The organism is Micromonospora sp. NPDC049374, from assembly GCF_040677165.1.
GTDB lineage: Bacteria > Actinomycetota > Actinomycetes > Mycobacteriales > Micromonosporaceae > Micromonospora.
Genome location: NZ_JBFAQH010000025.1, coordinates 12,942 through 32,418, shown reverse-complemented (window position 1 = coordinate 32,418; position 19,477 = coordinate 12,942). Strand labels below are relative to the sequence as shown.

At 68.6% G+C, this 19,477-nt stretch carries 18 protein-coding genes; 9 read left to right on the top strand and 9 right to left on the bottom strand.

Annotation, left to right across the window (positions count from 1 at the left end; genetic code table 11):
* Window positions 1-99: 99 nt before the first annotated feature.
* From AB0J93_RS28225 to AB0J93_RS28210, 4 genes are all read left to right on the top strand, one after another.
* On the top strand, window positions 100-786 hold the full coding sequence (locus AB0J93_RS28225; RefSeq protein WP_363925373.1) for a tryptophan 2,3-dioxygenase family protein: 687 nt from the start codon (window positions 100-102) through the stop codon (window positions 784-786).
* 86 nt (window positions 787-872) lie between these two features.
* A complete protein-coding gene (locus tag AB0J93_RS28220) occupies window positions 873-2,138 on the top strand; it encodes a hypothetical protein (RefSeq protein WP_363925372.1) in 1,266 nt (421 codons plus the stop codon).
* Window positions 2,135-3,298 carry an aminotransferase class V-fold PLP-dependent enzyme gene (locus tag AB0J93_RS28215; RefSeq protein WP_363925371.1) on the top strand — a complete coding sequence of 388 codons (1,164 nt, stop codon included), beginning with the start codon at window positions 2,135-2,137 and terminating at the stop codon, window positions 3,296-3,298. The genes AB0J93_RS28220 and AB0J93_RS28215 overlap by 4 nt, the downstream gene beginning before the upstream one ends.
* The gene (locus tag AB0J93_RS28210) at window positions 3,295-4,317 is read left to right on the top strand and encodes a methyltransferase (RefSeq protein WP_363925370.1); all 1,023 of its coding nucleotides are present in this window, start codon (window positions 3,295-3,297) and stop codon (window positions 4,315-4,317) included. The genes AB0J93_RS28215 and AB0J93_RS28210 overlap by 4 nt, the downstream gene beginning before the upstream one ends.
* A 188-nt stretch (window positions 4,318-4,505) precedes the next feature.
* Here AB0J93_RS28210 and AB0J93_RS28205 read toward each other — a convergent pair whose 3' ends face one another.
* Complete coding sequence (locus AB0J93_RS28205) at window positions 4,506-5,474, bottom strand: glycoside hydrolase family 6 protein (RefSeq protein WP_363925367.1); 969 nt, start codon at window positions 5,472-5,474, stop codon at window positions 4,506-4,508.
* A 278-nt stretch (window positions 5,475-5,752) separates the two neighbouring features.
* Here AB0J93_RS28205 and AB0J93_RS28200 point away from each other — a divergent pair, with 278 nt between their 5' ends.
* On the top strand, window positions 5,753-6,766 hold the full coding sequence (locus AB0J93_RS28200) for a LacI family DNA-binding transcriptional regulator (RefSeq protein ID WP_363925404.1): 1,014 nt from the start codon (window positions 5,753-5,755) through the stop codon (window positions 6,764-6,766).
* Between the two features lie 115 nt (window positions 6,767-6,881).
* On the opposite strand, the gene AB0J93_RS28195 is transcribed toward AB0J93_RS28200, so the two are convergent.
* The gene (locus AB0J93_RS28195) at window positions 6,882-7,157 is read right to left on the bottom strand and encodes a hypothetical protein (RefSeq protein ID WP_363925365.1); all 276 of its coding nucleotides are present in this window, start codon (window positions 7,155-7,157) and stop codon (window positions 6,882-6,884) included.
* A gap of 58 nt (window positions 7,158-7,215) precedes the next feature.
* Window positions 7,216-7,641: a helix-turn-helix domain-containing protein gene (locus AB0J93_RS28190; RefSeq protein ID WP_363925363.1), complete on the bottom strand. Its 426-nt coding sequence runs from the start codon at window positions 7,639-7,641 to the stop codon at window positions 7,216-7,218.
* A gap of 143 nt (window positions 7,642-7,784) precedes the next feature.
* Here AB0J93_RS28190 and AB0J93_RS28185 point away from each other — a divergent pair, with 143 nt between their 5' ends.
* From AB0J93_RS28185 to AB0J93_RS28175, 3 genes are all read left to right on the top strand, one after another.
* On the top strand, window positions 7,785-8,273 hold the full coding sequence (locus tag AB0J93_RS28185; RefSeq protein ID WP_363925362.1) for an SRPBCC domain-containing protein: 489 nt from the start codon (window positions 7,785-7,787) through the stop codon (window positions 8,271-8,273).
* A 208-nt stretch (window positions 8,274-8,481) separates the two neighbouring features.
* Complete coding sequence (locus AB0J93_RS28180) at window positions 8,482-9,087, top strand: YdeI/OmpD-associated family protein (RefSeq protein WP_363925360.1); 606 nt, start codon at window positions 8,482-8,484, stop codon at window positions 9,085-9,087.
* A gap of 257 nt (window positions 9,088-9,344) precedes the next feature.
* Window positions 9,345-11,021, top strand: coding sequence for a cellulose-binding protein (locus AB0J93_RS28175; RefSeq protein ID WP_363925359.1), 1,677 nt, complete (start codon window positions 9,345-9,347; stop codon window positions 11,019-11,021).
* A 185-nt stretch (window positions 11,022-11,206) separates the two neighbouring features.
* On the opposite strand, the gene AB0J93_RS28170 is transcribed toward AB0J93_RS28175, so the two are convergent.
* Window positions 11,207-11,575, bottom strand: a complete 369-nt coding sequence (locus AB0J93_RS28170; protein WP_363925358.1) for a hypothetical protein — start codon at window positions 11,573-11,575, stop codon at window positions 11,207-11,209.
* A 258-nt stretch (window positions 11,576-11,833) separates the two neighbouring features.
* Here AB0J93_RS28170 and AB0J93_RS28165 point away from each other — a divergent pair, with 258 nt between their 5' ends.
* The gene (locus tag AB0J93_RS28165) at window positions 11,834-12,484 is read left to right on the top strand and encodes an AAA family ATPase (RefSeq protein WP_363925356.1); all 651 of its coding nucleotides are present in this window, start codon (window positions 11,834-11,836) and stop codon (window positions 12,482-12,484) included.
* Window positions 12,485-12,569: 85 nt separating this feature from the next.
* Here AB0J93_RS28165 and AB0J93_RS28160 read toward each other — a convergent pair whose 3' ends face one another.
* The 5 genes from AB0J93_RS28160 to AB0J93_RS28140 all read right to left on the bottom strand — a co-directional run bounded on the left by AB0J93_RS28160 (window position 12,570) and on the right by AB0J93_RS28140 (window position 19,372).
* Entirely contained in the window at window positions 12,570-13,244 is a 675-nt protein-coding gene (locus tag AB0J93_RS28160; RefSeq protein WP_363925354.1) for a cytidylate kinase family protein, read from the bottom strand.
* Window positions 13,245-13,390: 146 nt separating this feature from the next.
* A complete protein-coding gene (locus AB0J93_RS28155) occupies window positions 13,391-14,575 on the bottom strand; it encodes a serine hydrolase domain-containing protein (RefSeq protein ID WP_363925353.1) in 1,185 nt (394 codons plus the stop codon).
* A 133-nt stretch (window positions 14,576-14,708) separates the two neighbouring features.
* Entirely contained in the window at window positions 14,709-15,962 is a 1,254-nt protein-coding gene (locus AB0J93_RS28150) for a serine hydrolase domain-containing protein (RefSeq protein WP_363925351.1), read from the bottom strand.
* Between the two features lie 95 nt (window positions 15,963-16,057).
* Complete coding sequence (locus tag AB0J93_RS28145; RefSeq protein WP_363925350.1) at window positions 16,058-18,595, bottom strand: FtsX-like permease family protein; 2,538 nt, start codon at window positions 18,593-18,595, stop codon at window positions 16,058-16,060.
* Window positions 18,596-18,598: 3 nt separating this feature from the next.
* Entirely contained in the window at window positions 18,599-19,372 is a 774-nt protein-coding gene (locus tag AB0J93_RS28140; RefSeq protein ID WP_363925349.1) for an ABC transporter ATP-binding protein, read from the bottom strand.
* Window positions 19,373-19,477 lie beyond the last annotated feature (105 nt).

The following is a 19,477-nucleotide window of genomic DNA, read 5'->3' as shown; positions in this document are numbered from 1 at the left end:
CCGCGACCAAGGGGTAGCGCATCGCTGTCCGTCGTTGGAATGATGACCGCCAGCGCATTGCTGATTCCGGTGTCAGCGCCAAACGGAGGGCCTATTTCCGTGAAGCACGACCATTCACCTGTTCTGCCAGGTCACGGCGCTACGGACTATGCGCGCTACATGCGGACGGATACTTTGCTCGGTCTACAACGAGCGCCAGACGAGGTCATACATCGCGACGAGCTGCTATTTCAGGTGGTGCATCAGTCGACGGAGTTGTGGCTGAAACTGGCTGCGGCTGAGTTGGTGGAGGCGACCGCCCAGGTGACTGCCGGCCGGCTACCGGCCGCGGAGGCGCTGCTGATCCGCGCGACGCTCGCGGTCCGCCTGATCACCGAACAGCTGGAGATGCTGCGCTATCTGTCCCCTGTGGACTTCCATGCGATGCAGCCCGCGCTGGGCAATGGTTCTGGTGCGGAGTCGCCAGGCTGGCGGCAGGTCCAGGCAGCCAGCCGACAGCTCGGCCATGCCTTCGACGAACAGCTTGCCGCCCACGGTGTCCCGGCGGCCGACCTGTGCCCGGCGGACCCGTCGGATCCGCTGCACCGGCTCGCCGAGGCGATGGTGGAGTGGGATGAACGGGTGTCAGTGTGGCGGGTGCGCCACTACCAGGTGGCACTGCGAATTGGCGGTCATCCCCCGGCTGGTAACCCCGGCAGCCCGGCGAACATGCTGGCAAAACTCGCCGGACACCGATTCTTTCCCCAGTTGTGGCAGGCGCGGCTGCGCCCCACCACTGACGAATAACCCTGCCGAGCCTTCAGCGTCTGCGGTACGCGGCATATCCGGCGACCGTCAGTGAGGTTCGTCTCGTCGACTTCGAGGGGTGGCACGTGCGTCCATTGATTCACTGGTTGTCGCGCCCGACCGAACCGCGCAGCTTTCCCTACTCACCGGTGCTGAAAGAGTTCCACCGTGTCGGCAAACATTTCGCGGAAAAGAGCTTCCTCGCCCTGCTCGACAGCGCCCGGCAGGCGATGACCCGCCAGGGCCCCGGCAGCGGCGACGCCGCGACCCGTCAGCTGGCCGCCTTCCTGGACGTCGCACTCGACAAGTGGGACGGCCGTTACGACTACCGCAGCTACCTCGCCCTGCGGCTGCTCCGACTGCCCTGTGGACCAGACGATCCGACCCCGGGCGCGCAGACCGCTGCCCGCCGGCAGACCCGGGATCGCCTCCTCGTCCGCCTGGTCGCCGACACGCTGGCGTTCGAGTTGGCTGCCGCCGCGCGCACCACCGAACTACTTCCGCAGCAGAGACCGGGGCCAGCGGTGGTCGTCAAACGCTGCCGACTCGGTGTCCGAGCCGTCGCGTCCGCGCTGGCCCGTCTCGGCATGGCCGAGGTGGTCGGAGCGCACGCCCCGACCACAACCGCGGCCAACCTGCACACCATCGCCCGTGACCTGGCCCTGCCCGGGGATCCGTCGCTGCGGCTGACCATGTTGCCGGTCCACGTGACGCACGACGAGTACCTGTTCATCCGGGTGCTCCAGGGCTACGAGTGCCTTTTCGCCGGGGTCGCCGACGAACTTCGCGCGACGGTCGCCGCATTGGCCGGGCACACACCGGGCGCCGCCGTCGACCGGCTCGGGTATGCGGGCGACCTGCTGCGCACCGCCGGTCCGCTCTTCTCCCTCCTGGCCACCATGCAGCCCGAGTCGTTCCGTACATTCCGGCAGTACACCGAGGGTGCCAGCGCGATCCAGTCCCGCTCGTACAAGCTGATCGAGTCGCTGTGTCGCACCCCGCAGGCGGATCGGCTCGACTCGGTGGCCTACCAGTCGGTGCCGGAGATACAGGCCCGGGTACGCGGCGGCCAGCCGACGGTTGACCAGACCTACCGGTCGGCGGTCGCCGAGGGCCGGCTCACCGGCGCCGACGGCATCCTGGTGGCGCGACGGATGGCCGCATTCGCCGGTGCCCTGTCGCAGTGGCGCCGTACCCATCTCCGGGTGGCGGTGTCGATGCTCGGTGCCCAGACCGGCACCGGCTACACCGAGGGCACGCCGTACCTCGCGGCGATAAGCACCGCACCGGTCTTCACCGCCACGACCACCGATCCGCCAGCGACCGACCCGACTGGAAAGCGCTGCGCATGAGCCAGCCCGAACACAGCCCCCGATGCCTCGACGCCGGCCCGCACGCCGCCCTGCGCGCCGAGTTCCCGCTGGTGCACACCTGCGTCTACCTGAACAGCAACTCCACCGGCGCGGTGCCCAGGGGCGGCGAGCAGGTGTTGCACGACTACTGGGAGACGCTGCGCACCTGGCGCGACGACGTCTGGCAGGACTGGCACATCGGCCTGGACCGGTACGCCGACTCGGTGGCCGCGCTGATCGGCGCACCACCGGGCAGCGTGCTCACCGATGCGAATCTGAGCACCTTCCTGGCCCGGGTGGCGTCCTGCTTCGACTACCGCAAGCCGCGCAACCGCGTCGTCATCACGGATCTCGACTATCCGACGGTGCCGTTCATCTTCCGCGCGTACGGCCGATATGGGGCCGAGGTCGACGTGGTCGGCACCGGCGGCCCCCACCTCGACCAGGAGGCTGTCGAGGCCCGGCTCGACGAGCGGACGCTGCTGGTGTGCGTACCCCACGCCAGCTTCACCTCCGGCGCCACCGTCGACTTGTCCCACCTGGTGGCCCGAGCCCACCAGGTCGGAGCGCTGGTGGTGGTGGACGCCTTCCAGACCGTCGGGGTGATGCCATTGGATGTCACCGCGCTCGGCGTCGACGTGGTCATCGGCGGTTCCCACAAGTGGCTGTGCGGTGTCGGCACCGGATTCCTCTACGTCCGGCCGGACCTGGTGCCACTGCTGACTCCGGCCGCTACCGGCTGGCAGGCCGGCGACCGCGCGCTGACCTTCCGACCGTCATTCGGCTGGGCTGCCGGTATCCGTCGCTTCGCCGGCGGCACCCCGTACCCGCTCACCTCCCTGATCTCACAGATCGGTCTGGACCTGCTGCTCGGTGTCGGTATCGACGCGATCCGGCGGCATTCCCTGGCGCTCACCCAACGGCTGCTGGACCGGACCGAGGCCGCCGGGATCGTCGTGGTCAGCCCCACCAGCATCGCCCAGCGAGGCGGGGTGGTGTGCCTGGACATCCCTGACGGTGAGGCCGTCAAGCGGCGACTGGCCGCCCGTGACGTGATCTGTAGCTGGCGCAGCTATCTGCGGGTCGGCCCGCACGTCTACAACACCCTCGACGAAATCGACCTGTTCATGGATGCGCTGGAGGAGGAGTTGCACCGGTGACCGTCACCCTCTCACCACGAGCATTGATGAGTTTGCTCGTGAACGGGCCCAAGGCCATGGACGTTCTACACACGGCGCTCGACCTGGGACTGCTCGACACGCTGGAGCCCGGACCGGTCCGCCTCGACGCGCTGGCCACCCAGTTCGGGGTGCTCCCGCTGCGGCTGTACAAGTTCCTCGACTGCATCGAGAGCCTCGGCTTCGTCATCCGCGACGAGCACGGCGACGACATCGGCGCGACCAGCTACCGAGCGGTGCCAGGGCTACGCGACGCGGTCAACGCGGTCGTCGGGCCGGGCGCCACCGAGCGGGACAGGGACCGCTACCCGTGGCGGCAGTTGCACGGCCGGCTGGCCGAGAGCCTGCGCGGCGAGGTCAGCATCGACGACGGGTTCGCCTGGCCGCCGAAGACCGCCGCACAGACCGCCGAGTTCGAACGCAGCATGGCCCTCGGGCTGGGACCGGCCATCGAGACGGTACGCCGGCATTCACATCGACTCTGGTCTGACCGGCGCCGCCTGCTGGACGTCGGCGGCGGCGATGGGACGCTCGCCGCACACATCCTCGACTCCGCGCCGAACCTGCGGGCCGACGTGTACAACCTGCCGGCAGTGGCACCACTGGTGACGGCCACCCGGGACAGCCGCGGTCACTCGGATCGGCTCGGCTTCGTCGGCGGCGACTTCTTCGCCGAAGCCCTACCGCGCGGCTACGACGCGCTGTCATTCGTCCGAGTCCTGCACGACTGGCCCAACGCCGTGGCCCGCGACCTGGTGCAACAGGCGTACGCGGCGCTGGAGCCCGGCGGGTTGATCCTGGTCTGCGAGGAGTTCCGCACCCCGGACCGGCTCGCCATGCAGTTCTTCTGGAGCTACTTTCTGATCGGCGTCGACAGCAGCGTCAGCCGCCTACGCGAGGTGGACTTCTACACCACCCTGCTCACGGAGACCGGCTTCCACGACGTGGCAGTGCTTCCGGGCACCTGGGAGCTTGTCACCGCGTACAAACCGATCCGATGACCCCGCCCCCGCCGGTAGCAAGGTTCGTTCCTCTGGACCCGTTCGGTGGTGACGGGGACCGTAAGGCGAACGGTGCAACTCGACGCCCCTCTGGTCTCGATACCCTGATGACACAGAGGGGCGTCGCTGGTTGGCAGGGCCGGGTGCGGCATCGGCCGCGTACGGCGCCGCTGTCTCAGTGACCTGTGCTAATAGCCGTAGATCATCTTGTAGGCCACCTCGGGCAGGAACTGCCCGGCGCTGGATCCGCCACCGACTCCGCAGTTGCCGTCGGACTCACCAGGTGTCTTGAGCCACAGCAGCATTTCCCCGCCGCCGCCCATCCGGCTGGGTGTGCCGATCCTGCGGCCACCGGGGTTGCACCACTGACCGTTGGAGCCGTTGCCGTTGCGACTGGTGTCGATCACGTACGGCTTGCTGTATCCGAACCTCTGTAGCGCGGAAGCGACCTGATTGCCGTAGTTGGTGTTCTCACCGGTGGTGAAGTAATTCGAGACGTTCAGCGCGAAGCCACGTGCGTTGGCCACGCCGGCCATGTTGAGCCGTTGCGCCATCGTCTGGGCGTCGACCCAGCGGGGATTTCCGGCGTCGATGTAGGCCCAGGTGTTGGGCGCCTTGGACCGGAACTGGCCGACGGCGCGGGAGAGCATGCCCACTCGGTCGTTGATCTGCGCCTGGCTCATGCAGTTGAAGTCGCCAAGGGAGTCCGGTTCGAGGACCACTACGGCAGGACGGCTGCCGATGGCGGAGGCGAAAGCGGCGATCCATGAGTCGTAGGCGGCGACGCTGCCGGCGCCACCACCGGAGTGGCCGCCGCACGCGTCCCGGCCGGGAAGGTTGTAGGCCACCAGCAGCGGAAGCTTGTCGACAGCGTCTGCGGCTCCCACATAGCCCCTGACCGCGCTCCCGATGTCGCCGCTCCAGTTGCCGAACCATCTGGCCATCGGCTTCTGCGCGATCTCGGTGCGGATGGCGGCGGCGCGTCCGTCGCCCGGGTTCGCGGCCGCCCACGTCGCCGGACTTGAGTTGGGGTCGACGTAGAAACCGCTGGTCTGGCTGATCGGATCCGCGTACGCAGCGGGCGCCCCGAGCAGAACCGTGGGAACCGCCAACGCCAGGGCGGCGGCAAGTCTCCAGGGGCGGGTCCATCGTTTCATGAACAGTCTCCTCCGGGGGAAAGCTGGAAGCGCTTCCAGCGATGTACATCCATATGTTTCGAGCTGATGGTCGGGAAATATCAGGCAGATGTCAAGGGGAGTCACCCTCCCCACAAGATCGATGTCCAGGCATATCTGGGACCGCTTCCAGCCTGACGAGCGGCGGCGGTAAGCCACCTCGACGGCGTCGATACCGGCCGATACGATCGTTCAGCGACAACGGCACCGGCCGGTGGTAGCGGCTGCCCGACGTCAGACGGGAAGGACTCGGCATGGCGATGGCAGCCCAGCGGCCTCGGCGGCAACCGACCCTCGACGAGGTGGCCGAGCGCGCCGGCGTGTCCCGTTCCGCCGCGTCCCGGGTCATCAACAAGGCGCCGCATGTCAGCCGCGCCACGCGCGATGCCGTGGAGCGCGCCATCAAGGAGATGGGCTATCTACCCAACCGCACCGCACGTGCCCTGGCCACCCAGCGGACGGGGATCGTCGCGCTCGCCGTCTCCCATGACGATCCCGAGCTTTTCGCCGACCCGTTCTTTGCCCAGGTCATCGTCGGAGTGTCCGCGGCGCTCGAGGAGACCGACCTTCACCTGCTGCTGTGCCTTGCCAGCTCCGGCCGGGGCCGGTCCCGGCTGACCAACCTTCTGCACACGCGCGGCGTCGACGGCATCATGCTGATGGCGCTGCACGGCGACGATCCGCTGACTCACATCGTGCGTCGGGCCGGCCTACCCACCGTATACGGCGGCCGGCCATTGGATTTCGAGCCACAGTGGTACGTCGAATCCGACAACGTCGGCGGCGCGCGACTCGCCACCGACCATCTCATCAGCCTCGGCCGAACCCGGATCGTCACCATCACCGGCCCCATGTCCACCGACGTCGGCCGCGCTCGGCACCGCGGCTACCGCGAAGCGATGATCATGACTGGACTGACCCCGTACGCGACGGCAGAGGGCGACTTCACCGAGACCGGCGGTGCCGCAGCGATGAAGTCACTGCTTGACAGTCACCCCGACCTCGACGCCATATTCGCCGCCAGCGACAACATGGCAGCGGGCGCCCTACGCGTCCTCCTCGATGCCGGCCGGTCCGTCCCAGCCGACGTGGCCGTGGTCGGCTTCGACGACCTCGGCATAGCCGAACGAACCGATCCGCCGTTGACCACCGTCCACCAGTCGGTCCAAGCCCTGGGCCAAGAAATGACCCGCATGCTCGTCGAACTCATCGCGGGACACGAACCTCCGTCCCTCATCCTGCCCACGAAGTTGGTGCTACGCGACTCGGCATGATCCGCGACCAGGGCCAACTGGCCGGGACGCCATGAATGTGGGGGCCGACCGCCAAGCTCTACCGCCGGACGAGCACCTCGAATATCGAGAGGTACGACATCGGCTGGCGAATGGGCTACCGCGAGGCCATCTGAGAACGGCTAAGGCCGTGCACGCGGCGCGTCAGACGCTGCGAGACCACATGCCCGTTGTGGAGTGCCTGTGTGATGTCCTGCCGCAGTTGCACTGCCTCTTCGTCGCGGTCGCACAGCAGCAGAACCTTGAACGGGGTGACCTGCCCCTGCGGTCGGCCGAGCGGGCTGGCCCAGTGGCTAACTGCCCGGGCGAGGATACGCAAGAGCATGTGCCGGTCCTGGGCCCTGTCCGGCACCAGCTGGAGTGCGTTGTCCACGATCACCAGGTAGCCGTCCGCCGGCAGCCAGTGGTTTCGTCCCTGGTCCCCTGCTCGGCTACGGGTAGGGTGGGACGGCTGGGTTCGCGGCGGGCGCTTGGTCGAACTCGTCGCGGTTGCGGGCGATGTCGCGCTGGTGGTCGCGAACCCAGAGAACAAGTCCGTCCACGGCCTCGCTCAGTGAACGACCGAGTGGCGTCAGGGCATATTCGACCCTCGGGGGTACTTCCGGGTACGCGGTCCTGGTCACCAACCCATCGCGGGTGAGGGCGCGCAGCGTCTGGCTGAGCATCCGTTGGGAGATGCCGGCGACCTGCTCGTGCAGCGCGGTGAAGCGCAGCCCGCCGGACGCCAGGGCCGTGATGGTCAGCAGCGTCCACTTGTCGCCTACCCGCGCCAGTACGTCACGGACGAGCTCGATCGTCTGTACGCAGTCCGGCGTGATCCCGCGCTGTGCGAGTTCGGCACCACGGAAACGTGTCAAGGCTCTTTGTTCCTCCACCGTCAGTAGCTGACTTCGAAGTGCGTATCGGAAAGCCGGACTAAATCCGGTGGACGTACGTTTCTTACTGATCGTAACTGGCGTGCGGCCACCCCCTGTGTGGCCGTGACAGCGGAAGGAACGGCATGGTCCGACACGACACGTTCACGATCTCGCGGCACCTCGACGTGTTGCCGGGCGAGGTCTTCACGGCCTTCGCCGACTCCACGATCAGGCAGCGGTGGTTCCGACTTCCCGGCAGCGGAGCGTCGTACGAGCACGACTTCCGGGTGGGCGGTGGCGAGACGGCGCGCAGCACCTTCACCGGGCTGGACACGGCGCCCGAGCGGTTGGAGTACCGGTCACGGTACATCGACATCGCGGGTACCCACCGGATCGTCTACGGCTACGAGGCCGTCGTCGACGACGACCTGCGATGGACCTCGCTGGTCACCGTCCAACTCGACCCCGAGGCGGACGGAACCCGTCTGCACTGGACCGAGCAGGTGGCGTTTGTCAGGTACACGGAGGACGGCAGTGCGGACCTGGCGCACCTGCGCGGCGGGTGCGTGCTGCGACTTAACGGCCTTGACGCGGCCCTGCGATCCGGGCACCCGCGTCAGCACCGGCGGTGAAAGTGCGTACTGGATTCGGGATTGGTCCGTACGGCACCGGTTGTTGATGCAACGGGCAGCTCACATCGTTGTGCGTGGTGACGGTCGGTCTTCGTGGCTTGGTCGAGGCGCTGCGGGAACGGCGTGGCCGATGATCGGTCCCCGCTGGCCGAGCCTGCCGGGGTCACGGCACCGGTAATCGGTCACAGGTGGCGGTTAGCCTGCCGTCATGGGCAGCGCTGAACTAGATGAGTTGATCGTCGCGGACGCCGAGGCGCTGCGCGCGTGGTTGTCGGACCACCACGCCACATCGCCGGGCGTCTGGCTCGCCCTGACCAGGAAGGGCGGCACCGTCACCACGCTGACCTGGCAACAGGCGGTCGACGAGGCGCTGTGCTTCGGCTGGATCGACGGGCAGGCCCGAAAACGGGATCAGGAGTCCTCCTGGATCCGGTTCACTCCGCGCCGGCCGCGCAGTGCCTGGTCGCAACGGAATGTCGCGCACGTGGCCCGGCTGGAGTCGCAGGGGCGGATGCTGCCTGCGGGCCGCGTCGCGGTGGAGGCGGCGAAGGCGGACGGGCGATGGGCGGCCGCCTACGCCCCGCCCTCGGAAGCCGAGGTGCCGGCCGATCTGCTCGCCGCCGTCTCCGCCGATCCCGCCGCCCAAGCCATGTTCGACGTGCTCACCAAGACCAACCGATTCGCCCTCATCCACCGGCTCAACGCGGTGAAACGGGCGGAGACCCGGGAGCGGAAGATCCGCGAGTTCGTCGCCATGCTGGTCCGGCACGAGACGATTCACCCGCAGAAGGCAAAGCCGCCGCAGTCGCCGTGAGGCGTGGGGCACGATCCCGGTCCTTCGCACTGCCGTGCTGCCCGCGTCTGCTCGGCTCGACGAGCAGCTGCCCGAAATCCTGCAACAAACCTGCACATCGCTACGCTTGCCTCATGGGCAAGCGCTTTCCTAGCCTGGCATTACATCGATGTTTCGCTCTATAGCCAGGCTGATGACACGAACATGTAGCCACTCTGCGGTGTCGAGCTGTGCAGGAGACGCCTCGCACCGTGCTCACTCCCCCGAGGAGACGAACAGTGAGAACTACAGTGCGACAAAGGCTGCTCGCCGTCGGCACCGCCGTGGCCGCCGCAGCCGCCGTTGCCCCGGCGCTGCCGGCGTCCCAAGCGTCCGGCTCGGCTGACGGTTTCGCCGCCGCGTCGGTAAGCGCCAACGCGACGAACCTCAGTCTCGGGGCCGGCGCCGACGGCTCCAGCAAGGCCAGCGGCACCAGCTACGGCAATGTGATCGACGGCGACATGGGCAGCTACTGGTCGCCGACCGGCACGACCGGTCGCATCTCCGTCAAGTGGGGCGCCGCCACCACTGTGGCGTCGGTGAACATCCGGGAGGCAGCCGGCGCGGTAGGTGTCGTCGGCTCCTGGCGACTCGTCAACAACGACACCGGCGCCACCCTGGCCAGTGGTGCCGGGGCCGGGGTCATCAACTTCCCCGCCACCTCGCTGAGAAAGATCAACTTCGAGATCACCGGTGCGAGCGGCACGCCGAGGATCGCCGAGTTCGAGACGTACGCCTCAGGTGCGACGCCCGGGCCGACGACCCCGCCGCCGACGACCGGGCCGACCACCCCGCCACCGAGCACACCCCCACCGGCCAGCCCGCCCCCGCCGTCGAGCGGCACGCTTTACGTGGCACCTACCGGCACCGACAGCGCGGCCGGCACGCTTGCGAACCCGACGACGCTCAGTTCCGCGATCACCCGGATTCCCGCAGGCGGGACGATCTTCCTGCGCGGCGGCACCTACCGCTACTCGCAGACAATCACCATCGCTCAGGGCAACAACGGCGCGTCGAGCGCACGCAAGAACATCTTCGCGTACGCGGGTGAGACCCCGATCCTGAACTTCTCGGCGCAGAGCGAGGACCCGGCCAACCGGGGCCTGGCGGTGGGCGGATCGTACTGGCACATCCGCGGCATCATCGTCGAGCGGGCCGGCGACAACGGCATCCTGCTGGCCGGCAACAACAACATCATCGAGCGTACGATCACCCGCCACAACCGGGACTCGGGGCTGCAACTCTCGCGGCTGATCGCGAACGCACCCCGCGACCAGTGGCCCGCCAACAACCTCGTGGTGAGCACGGTGTCACACGACAACGTCGACTCCGACGGCGAGGACGCCGACGGTTTCGCCCCGAAGCTGACCGTCGGCCCCGGCAACGTCTTCCGTTACACGGTGGCCCACAACAACATCGACGACGGCTACGACCTCTACACCAAGAGCGACACCGGGGCCATCGGCGCGGTGACCATCGAGTCCTCCCTCGCCTACACCAACGGCACCTTGAGCAACGGTGGTCAGGCCGGCAACGGCGACCGCAACGGATTCAAGCTCGGCGGCGAGGACATCGCGGTGAACCACACCATCCGCGGCAATATCGCCTACGCCAACGGCAAGCACGGGTTCACCTACAACCGCAACCCCGGCACGATGACGGTGTCGAACAACGCCAACATCGGCAACGCCGAGCGCAACTTCAACTTCGACGGCGGCTCCTCGGTGTTCCGAAACAACACCTCGTGCAACGGCGGCTCGAACGACCGGATCATCGGCAACTCCGACAGCTCGAACCAGTTCTGGTCCGGCGCCAACGGATCCCGGTGTTCCTCGTACACCGGTGCTCTGGGCTGGTCCTTCGCCTCCGACGGTCGGCTGGTCGTGACCTTCGGCGGACGAGTGGTCACCCCGTAACGAGCGCGGCCGATGCCGGCGCCACCGCCAAGGTGACGCCGGCACCGGCCCTGGTCCACCAGGTCAACGCCGGCTGCGGTACGAAACCACGGTGCCCGGGCGACGTCAGCTCGCCACCTGCCGGGACGCTCTCGCGAAGCGCCGTTCGGCATCGGGGAGGCGAAACCTGCCGTTCGAGCGGGAGCCTACCGGGGGTCGTCGGTGTCCCACGGGTAGCCGAACTGGGCCGGCGTCAGCCCCCACTCGGCGACGAGCCTGAGCAGGCTGGACTCGTCGGTGGCGGTGTCGATGCGGATCCGACGGGCGTCGACGTCGTAGTCCCAGCCGTCGAGTTGCCGCTCGTTGTAGTCCCAATGTGCGAGCTGGAAGGATCGATGCGCGTCCGGGCGTTGCCATCCTTCGCGTTCGGCGAGGTCGTCGCGCTGGTCCACGATCGGAGTGATGTCGACGAACGCACGGCGCCCCGGCGCTGCCGGCACCTCTGCCACGAGCCGACGCCCGAGCCGAAGTGCGGCGAGCTTGTCCTGTGGCCACGTCGGCGTCGCAGCTTCCACGGTTGCCGATTCTTCGGGTAGCGCCATCACCGGACCACCCAATTCCTTGGGGGCGCCGTCGCACAAGGTCACCACACGCCCAGAGCTTGATCCGAGTGCGTCAAGATCGGCGCCCACATCTGCCGCCGGCCGGGCATCACAGTACGTGACCGAGGACGGGAGAACCCGGCGCGCGGTCGTGCCGGGAAGACCATGCTTGTCGTTGCCCGGCCGGCTGTTCGGTTTGCTGGTTGCGGGACTTGCCGGATGATTGCCTCTGTGCAGCGGCGTGACGTCATTGGGGAGGTCGCACAGCGCATTCCCGCACCCGACGGCCCTGGATGTCTCCGCGTTGCTGTCGACGGCCCGGACGGATCCGGCAAGAGCACGTTCGCCGACGAACTAGCCGCGGCCGTGCGCGCTCTCGGCCGCCGTGTCGTGCGGATATCACTCGACGACTTCCACAACGTCCGAGCGGTCCGGTACCGACAGGGACGCGAGTCGCCGGAAGGCTTCTGGCAGGACTCATACAACTACCTGCGATTCCAGAGCGACGTCCTGGATCCGTTCGGCCCGGCCGGCTCCCGGCGATACCGGCCAGCCGCGCATGACCTCACGACCGACATCATCCTCGACCCGGAACCCCTTACTGCCCTTCCTGGGACGGTGCTCGTCGTCGACGGGCTCTTTCTGCATCGGGACGAGATCGTCACGGCCTGGGACCTGTCGGTGTTCCTGGATGTCCCCTTCGAAGAAACGGCCAGGCGTATGGCCGCTCGCGACGGCACGAATCCCGATCCAGAGCACCCGAGCATGCGGCGCTACGTGGAGGCCCAGCGCATCTACTTCAGAACATGCTCCCCGCAACGGCGAGCCGATATCCTCATCGACAACCGCGATGTCAGCGCTCCGCGGATCATCGGCAAATGACGTACTGATCTGGCATCCGTCGACCGGGCGTTACGTTGCGTGACAGGTCGGGGTGGGTCGAACACTTGGTCGTGCCGGAGTGCGGTCAGCGTGTCCGGGTCGCCCAGGCCGGCTGCTGGGGCTCGTCGTTGTGCACGATGATGTCGGCGTGATCGGTCGGGCGGACCGTAGCGAAGTAGAACTGTTGGGAGGGGATGTACCGTTCGCGCCAGCGGCGTTCGACGTCGGCCCGGGATGATACCCGGCTCTCTCGGATCACGGCACGATCCACCGTTGCATCGAGGTCGGTCGACACGAAGATGCGCAGATCCCACCGATCAATCAGTTCCGGGCGCATGAGGAAGACGCCGTCGAAGATCAGCACGGCGTCGGCGGGGGCAGTCGTGACCGGTGGGGACAGGACGGCATCCGAGGTGTGGTCGTAGACGGCGTGTTGGAAGCGTCGATCCCCGCCCGGGCCGAACGGATCGAGCAGAACCCGGTTCAGCGCCTCGTAGTCGTGGGTGTCGAAGTAGCAGCCTTCGGCCGAGTACTCGCCGCGCGGATAGCGGCGTGCGCGAGGGAAGAGGAAGTCGTCGATTGTCGCGCGGACGACGTCCCGGCCCTGTGTGCGCAGGATGGCGGCCAACTCGTCGGCGAGTGTGGTCTTGCCGGCGGCGGGTGCTCCGTCGATGGCAACCCGCGTCGGGTGTGTGGCCGTAACGGATCCGAGTTCCTCAGCCAGGCAGGCGAGCATCTCGTCGCGGGTGCCTTGATCCATGTCCTACCCCTCCTACCCGCGCGGTCGACACCCGCATCATCCTCTGCCTCGTAGGACCCCGGTCTGTTCAGGGCCTCGCTGATCGCCTTGCCCAGATGCCTACTGCTGATCGGGCGATGCTGAGAGCCCTACTCCTGCCATGCCGGTCACTTCGCGCAGAGCGCGGCGTCGACGAAGGCGGCCCGGTCGGCGGCGACAGAGCCGTCCGTGACCGACCCGTTGAGCGAGGTGACCACCAGGGTCGCCGCGCGACCGTCGTCGGTGGCACCGTTGACGGTCGAGTAACCGGGGATGTCACCGCCGTGGCCCCACGCCACCCCGCCGCAACTCAACGGGGTGCGGAAGAGACCGAGACCATACCCCACGCCCGATCGCGGATGCAGCGCGACGGTGGTCCGCATCTCGGCCAGCTGCGCAGGTTTGAGCAGCTGGCCAGCCAGAAGGGCCCGCAGGAACGTGTTGAGATCGGCCGGGGTGGAGACCAGTTGGCCGGCGGCCCAGCCCCAGCTCGGGTCCATCCGGGTAAAGTCGAGCAGTTCGCCGGTGGCTTCATCGAGCTGGTAACCCTTGGGATGCCTGCCGCGGATACCTTCCTCACCGACCCCGGGCGCGTAGGTGTCGCGCAGACCTGTCCGCTCGATGACCCGGGTGGTGACCAGCTCGTTGAAGGGCCGGCCGGTGACCCGTTGGGCGATCAGGCCGGCCAGCAGGTAGTTGGTGTTGCTGTAGGCCCAGTCGCCGGCCGGCCTGCCTTCCCTGGCGTTGGCCATGTCGAGCAGGTCCCGGGGCTCGAGGTAGATGTGCTGGTACGGCGGGATGTCGATCATTTCCGGGAACATCGTGTCGGTGTAGTCGGGCAGGCCGCTGGTGTGCTGCAGCAGTTGGCGGACCGTGATCGCATCTGCGTCCACACCGGGGCTGCGCACCAGACCCGGCAGGTATGTCTCGACCGACTCGTCGAGATCCACTGTGCCTTCGCCGACGAGTTGCAGCACGACGACGGAGGCGAACATCTTGCTGGCGCTGCCGATGCGTACCCGGCCGTTCTTCGGCACCTTCGCGCCGGTGCGCAGGTCGCCGACCCCGGCCGTGTAGTGCCGGGTCCGGCCGCGACGGTCCCGGACGGCGGCCAGCGCCCCCGGGTGCCGATCGGTACCGACGAACTTCTCGATGCGTTGCCCGATGGCGTCGGGACGGGTCTCGGCCCGGGCGGTGCCGGCCGGGCCGGCGGCCGTGAGACCGCCCGCCGCGATCACCGCGGTCGTCGCCACGGCGAGGACCCGGCGACGCGACCGGGTGGGCCGGCGGAGTCGAGTGAGGTGAGTGGGCATGGCAGGCTGCTCCTTGACTGGGTACGGATGGCGGCCGGGCCGCCGCCCGCGCCAGGCGTACCCGGCACGGGCGGCGGGTCGTCCCGTCAGTGGCGGTTCGGGCGAAGGGATCGGGTCAGTTGACCGGCGACGGCTACCTGCCGGCGCACAGAGCGGCGTCGAAGGCGTCCAGGACCTGGAAGATGCCGTCGGGGACCGGGCTCGATTCGGCGGTGACCACGATGGTCACGGCACGTCCGTCGGCGGTGATGGCAGTACGGCTGGAGTATCCGTCGATGTCGCCGCCGTGCCCCCAGGCGCGACCGCCACAGGAGAGGTCATACCCGGTGGTGCCGAGACCGTAGTTCCACACCAGGTCCGGGAAGGCCTCGCCGCCGGGGAGCCAGACCTTGCTGTCGCGCATCTCGGCCAGGCGCTCCGGCGAGATCAGCTTCCCGTTCTGCAGCGCCACCAGGAACTTGTTGAGGTCACTCGGCGTGGAGATCATCTGGCCGGCCGCCCAGGCGATGGAGGGGTCCACCTGGGTGGTGTCGACCCACTTCATCGTCTCCGGGTCCGGCAGGTAGCCCTTCGCGTGCGGCTGGCGGATGGTCTTGTCACCGACACTCGGCCAATACGTCTCGTGCAGCTTGGCCGGCTTCACGATCTTGTTGGTGATCACTTCGCTGATCGGGCGACCGGTGACCTTCTGCACCAGCAGGCCGGCAACGATGTAGTTGGCGTTGCGGTACTGCACCTGCCCGCCGGGGGCCGGGGCGTGCGCCTCCTGGGAGAACGCCGAGTCGAGCATGTCATGCGGCTCGTAGTACCTATTGCTCCACACGGACACGTCCGGCAGGTCGTACTCGGGCAGGCCGCTGGTCATGCTCAGCAGGTGGCGGACCGTGATGGTGTGTCCGTCGAAGCCCTTGCCCCGGACCAGCCCCGGCAGGTACGTCTCGATCGGCTCGTCCAGCTGCACCTTGCCCTCGTCGACGAGCTGCAGGACGGCGACCGCGGTGAACATCTTCGTGCTGCTCGCCATCCGCACGTACCCGTCGGTGGGCACCTTCACCCGGGTACGCGGGTCGTTGACACCGGCGGTGTAGTTGGTGACGCGTCCCCTGCTGTCCCTTACCGAGACCAGCGCCCCGGGCGCGACGCCGGCCTTGACCAGCGCGTCCAGGCTGCTCTGGATGGAGTCCTTCTTCGGGCGGTGCGCCTGCGCGGCGTCGGCGTACTGGATGCCGATGCCGGCGAACCCGACAAGTGCGACAAGCGCCAGTGCGGCGGCGGTGCGGCGGCCGAAACCGAACCGCTTGCGCGGCGTCGCGGTGCCGCTGCTCGGGGCGGTGGCGGTGTCGGTGCCCTTGTCGGAACCGGACCCGTCGGTGCGTTGCGGTGACATGGAATCTCCTGGTGAGTGTCCGGATCGGGCGCCCTGTGCGCCGATCCACGGAGCCGACGACGATTCGTCGGCGCCTGCGGTGGACTGGCTGACGGTCACTCCTTGACGCCGATGCTGTTGACCGGTGGCGTCCGCAGGAGTGCACTGATGGGAGCGATGGTGGTGACCAGCGCGAGCAGCGTGGTACCGCCGATGATCGAAACCCAGCCGAGCGGCGGGACGTACGGGATCAGCTGTCCGGTCATCATCCGGACCACCGAGACCAACGTGACGGCGGCGATGGCACCACCGATGAGCAGCGACGTGCCGAGCAGGCCGACCTGTTCCGCGTGCACCATCCGCTTGACCTGACGGGCCGTGACACCGACCAGGCGCAGCAGGGCCAGTTCACGACCCCGGGTCAGCGCCGCCATGATCATGGTGTTGGCGGCAGCGAGGGCGGCGTAGCCGACCATGACGCCGATGACCAGCTTGTTCATCCAGGCGCTGAGGGCCAGGTCGGTGGCGAGCTGGGCGCCCACGGCCCCAGTGTCGATCAGGCCGCTGCCCGGGTACCGCTCGACCAGGCCGGCGAGCCCGGCGACGGCCTCGACGTTGCCCGGTTCGGTGCGGATCAGGACCTCGTCGTCGAGGTTGGTCGGGGTGTGGCCGTCGACCGTCTCCCGGTTGAGGGTCACATCCCCGAAGGCCAGCCCGCGTTCGTAGATGGCGACCAGCCGCAACGTCACCGGGGTGCCGTCGCCGAGCCAGATCTCGACCTGGTCGCCGAGATCCGCCCTCTGGGTGGAGGCCTGCAGGTTGGACAGCGCCACGGTGCCGCCACGCAGATCGGCGAGGCTGCCCTCGGTGACCGACAGGTCCATCGTTCGGTCGGCCCCGTCGGGGTCGATCGCCTGGGCGCCGACGGGTTCGGCACCCCCCAGCACCGGCACGATCACCGAGGTACGCCGGATCGGTGTGGCGGCGACGACGCCGGGCACCTCGCGGGCATCCGCTGCGGCACCCGCCGGCAACCCGACCGCCGACACCAGCGAGTGCTGGGCCAGCGTGCCGTTGCGGGTCTGGGCGAGCGTCTCCCGATGCAGGTTGTCCTGCAGGAACCAGATCGAGCCGCCGAAGCCTACCGACAGCACCAACGCGGTAAGCACGGTCGCCATACCCCGCGCGTTCGCCCGCAGGTTGGCCGCCGCCAGGTATCCACTGTCGCCCCACACGGCGCGCAGCACCGGGCCGAGTGCCTGTGCGGCGTACCTGTTGATCCACGGCGCGAGCAGTGCGGCGGCGAGCACGAAGACGAACAGCATGCCCAGCGCCGCGCCGAGTCCGGCCTGGCCACGCAGGGCGGTGGTGAACATGGTCAACGTGACCCCGCCGCCGAGCGCGATCAGACCGGCGACGAGCCGAACGAGGCTGCTGCGGGCCGGCTCCACGGCGATCTCACCGAGCGCCTCGGTCGGCCGGATCCGCACCGTACGACGGGCCGCGATCAGCGCCGCCGACACCGCCACCAGCACGGTCGCCACGCTTACCGCCACGGCGGTGAGCACCCCGCCGTCGAACGGGAAGCCGTGCGGGATGAAGCCTCGGTCCATGAGCTGCCGGTGCACCCAGTCGGTCGCCCACAGCCCGGCCGGGATGCCGAGCAGCACCGCGACGATGGCCAGCTGCGCGACCTCGGCGACGACCAGCAGCCGTACCTGTCCCGGGGTCGCCGCGACGGCGCGCAACAGGGCCAGGTCGCGGCGGCGGTGGCGGACCGCCAGGCCGATCGTTCCGGCGACGACGAACATGACGAGCCCGGCGATGTAGCCACCGAGTACGGAACCGAGTTGGATCAGCATGTCGGCCGCCGCGAGCGCCTCGGACTGTTCGACTCCTGCCCGTTCGGTGCCGGTGTGGACCGTCGCGCCGGATTCGGCGGCCAGCCGGCCGACCTCTGCCCTCACCGCCGCCGAGTCCGCACCTTGGGCCAGGACGATCCCGATCAGTCTGGCCCGGTCCGGGCTGCCACTGAGCGCCGCGGCGTGGTCGTCGGTGAAGAAGAGCGCGGGCGGCTGATCACCGGCGGCGGTACGGTCCACGATGCCGCTGATCCGGTACTGCTGCACCGAGCCGGCGGCGAGGACCGGAATCTGGTCGCCGGGCCGCAGTTGGGTGCCGGCCGCCGAGGCGAGTCGGCCGTCGATGGCGACCTCGTCGGTGGTGACCGGCTGGTTGCCGTCGACGATCCGGTACGGGGTGAGCGCGGCGCTGCTCCAGCCGTGCGCGACCGCCCCTCGCGCGGCGTCCTGGATCGGCACGACCGCCTGGATCGAGCGGTCGGCGGCGGCGACCGCCACGCCGGGCAGCTGCCCGATGCGTTCGGCCAGGGTGACCGGCAGGCTTCCGCCGGTGGGCAGGTCCACGGTGACCGTGGACGTCTCACCGAACTCGGTGGTCTCGATGGCCATGTCGCGATCCGCGACCAGGATGTCGGCGGCGCCGTACCGCTGCGGTGCGGGGGTGAACCGCATCCCGGACTCGACCATCACGCCCATCGCCATGAGGATCATGACGCCGCAGGTGAGCGCGACGAGGGTGGCGACCGCGCTGCCGATGCGGTGGCGCAGCATCCGGAGGGCGAGCATCAGCATGGCTCAGCTCTCCTGGGTGGCGAGCTGACGGCGGCCGAGCCACGCCAACTGCTCGGCGATCTGCTCCGCGCCCGGCTGGGGCATGTCCCGCACGATCCGACCGTCGGCCAGGACCATCACCCGGTCGGCGTACGAGGCCGCCACCGGATCGTGGGTCACCATGATCACCGTCTGCTGCGCGTCGTCGACCACCGACCGCAGCAGGGCCAGCACGTCGGCGGCGGTCTGGGTGTCAAGCGCGCCGGTCGGCTCGTCACAGAAGATCACCTCGGGACGCATCGCCAGCGCCCGGGCGATCGCCACCCGCTGCTGCTGCCCGCCGGACAACTCGGCCGGGCGGTGGTGCAACCGGTCGCCGAGCCCGACCCGCTCGACCACCTGACGCAGCCAGTGGGCGTCGGGGCGTACCCCGGACAGCCGCAGCGGCAGGTGGATGTTCTCCTCGACGGTAAGCGCGCCGATCAGATTGAAGGCCTGGAAGACGAAGCCGATCCGGCTGCGCCGGAGCTTGGTCAGCTTCGTCTCCGACAGTCGCGACAGATCCTGGCCGCCGATCCACACCTGCCCGGAGGAGGGCCGGTCCAGACCAGCCGCGGTCTGCAGCAGGGTGCTCTTGCCGGAACCGGACGGCCCCATCACCGCCGTGAACGTGCCGCGGTGGAACTCCGCGTCGACGCCGGCGAGCGCGGTGACGGCCTGCGGTCCGGAACCATACGTACGGGCGAGCTGTATCACGCGGACCGCCGGGTCGGCGGTGTGTCCAACGCGGACGGACATCTGGACCAACCTCTCCATGTCGTCAGAGGACGATGACATGGAGAACGCTATGGTCAGACGGGTTGCCGGACGATCCAGCGTACTGGCCAACCGGGGTACAGCAGG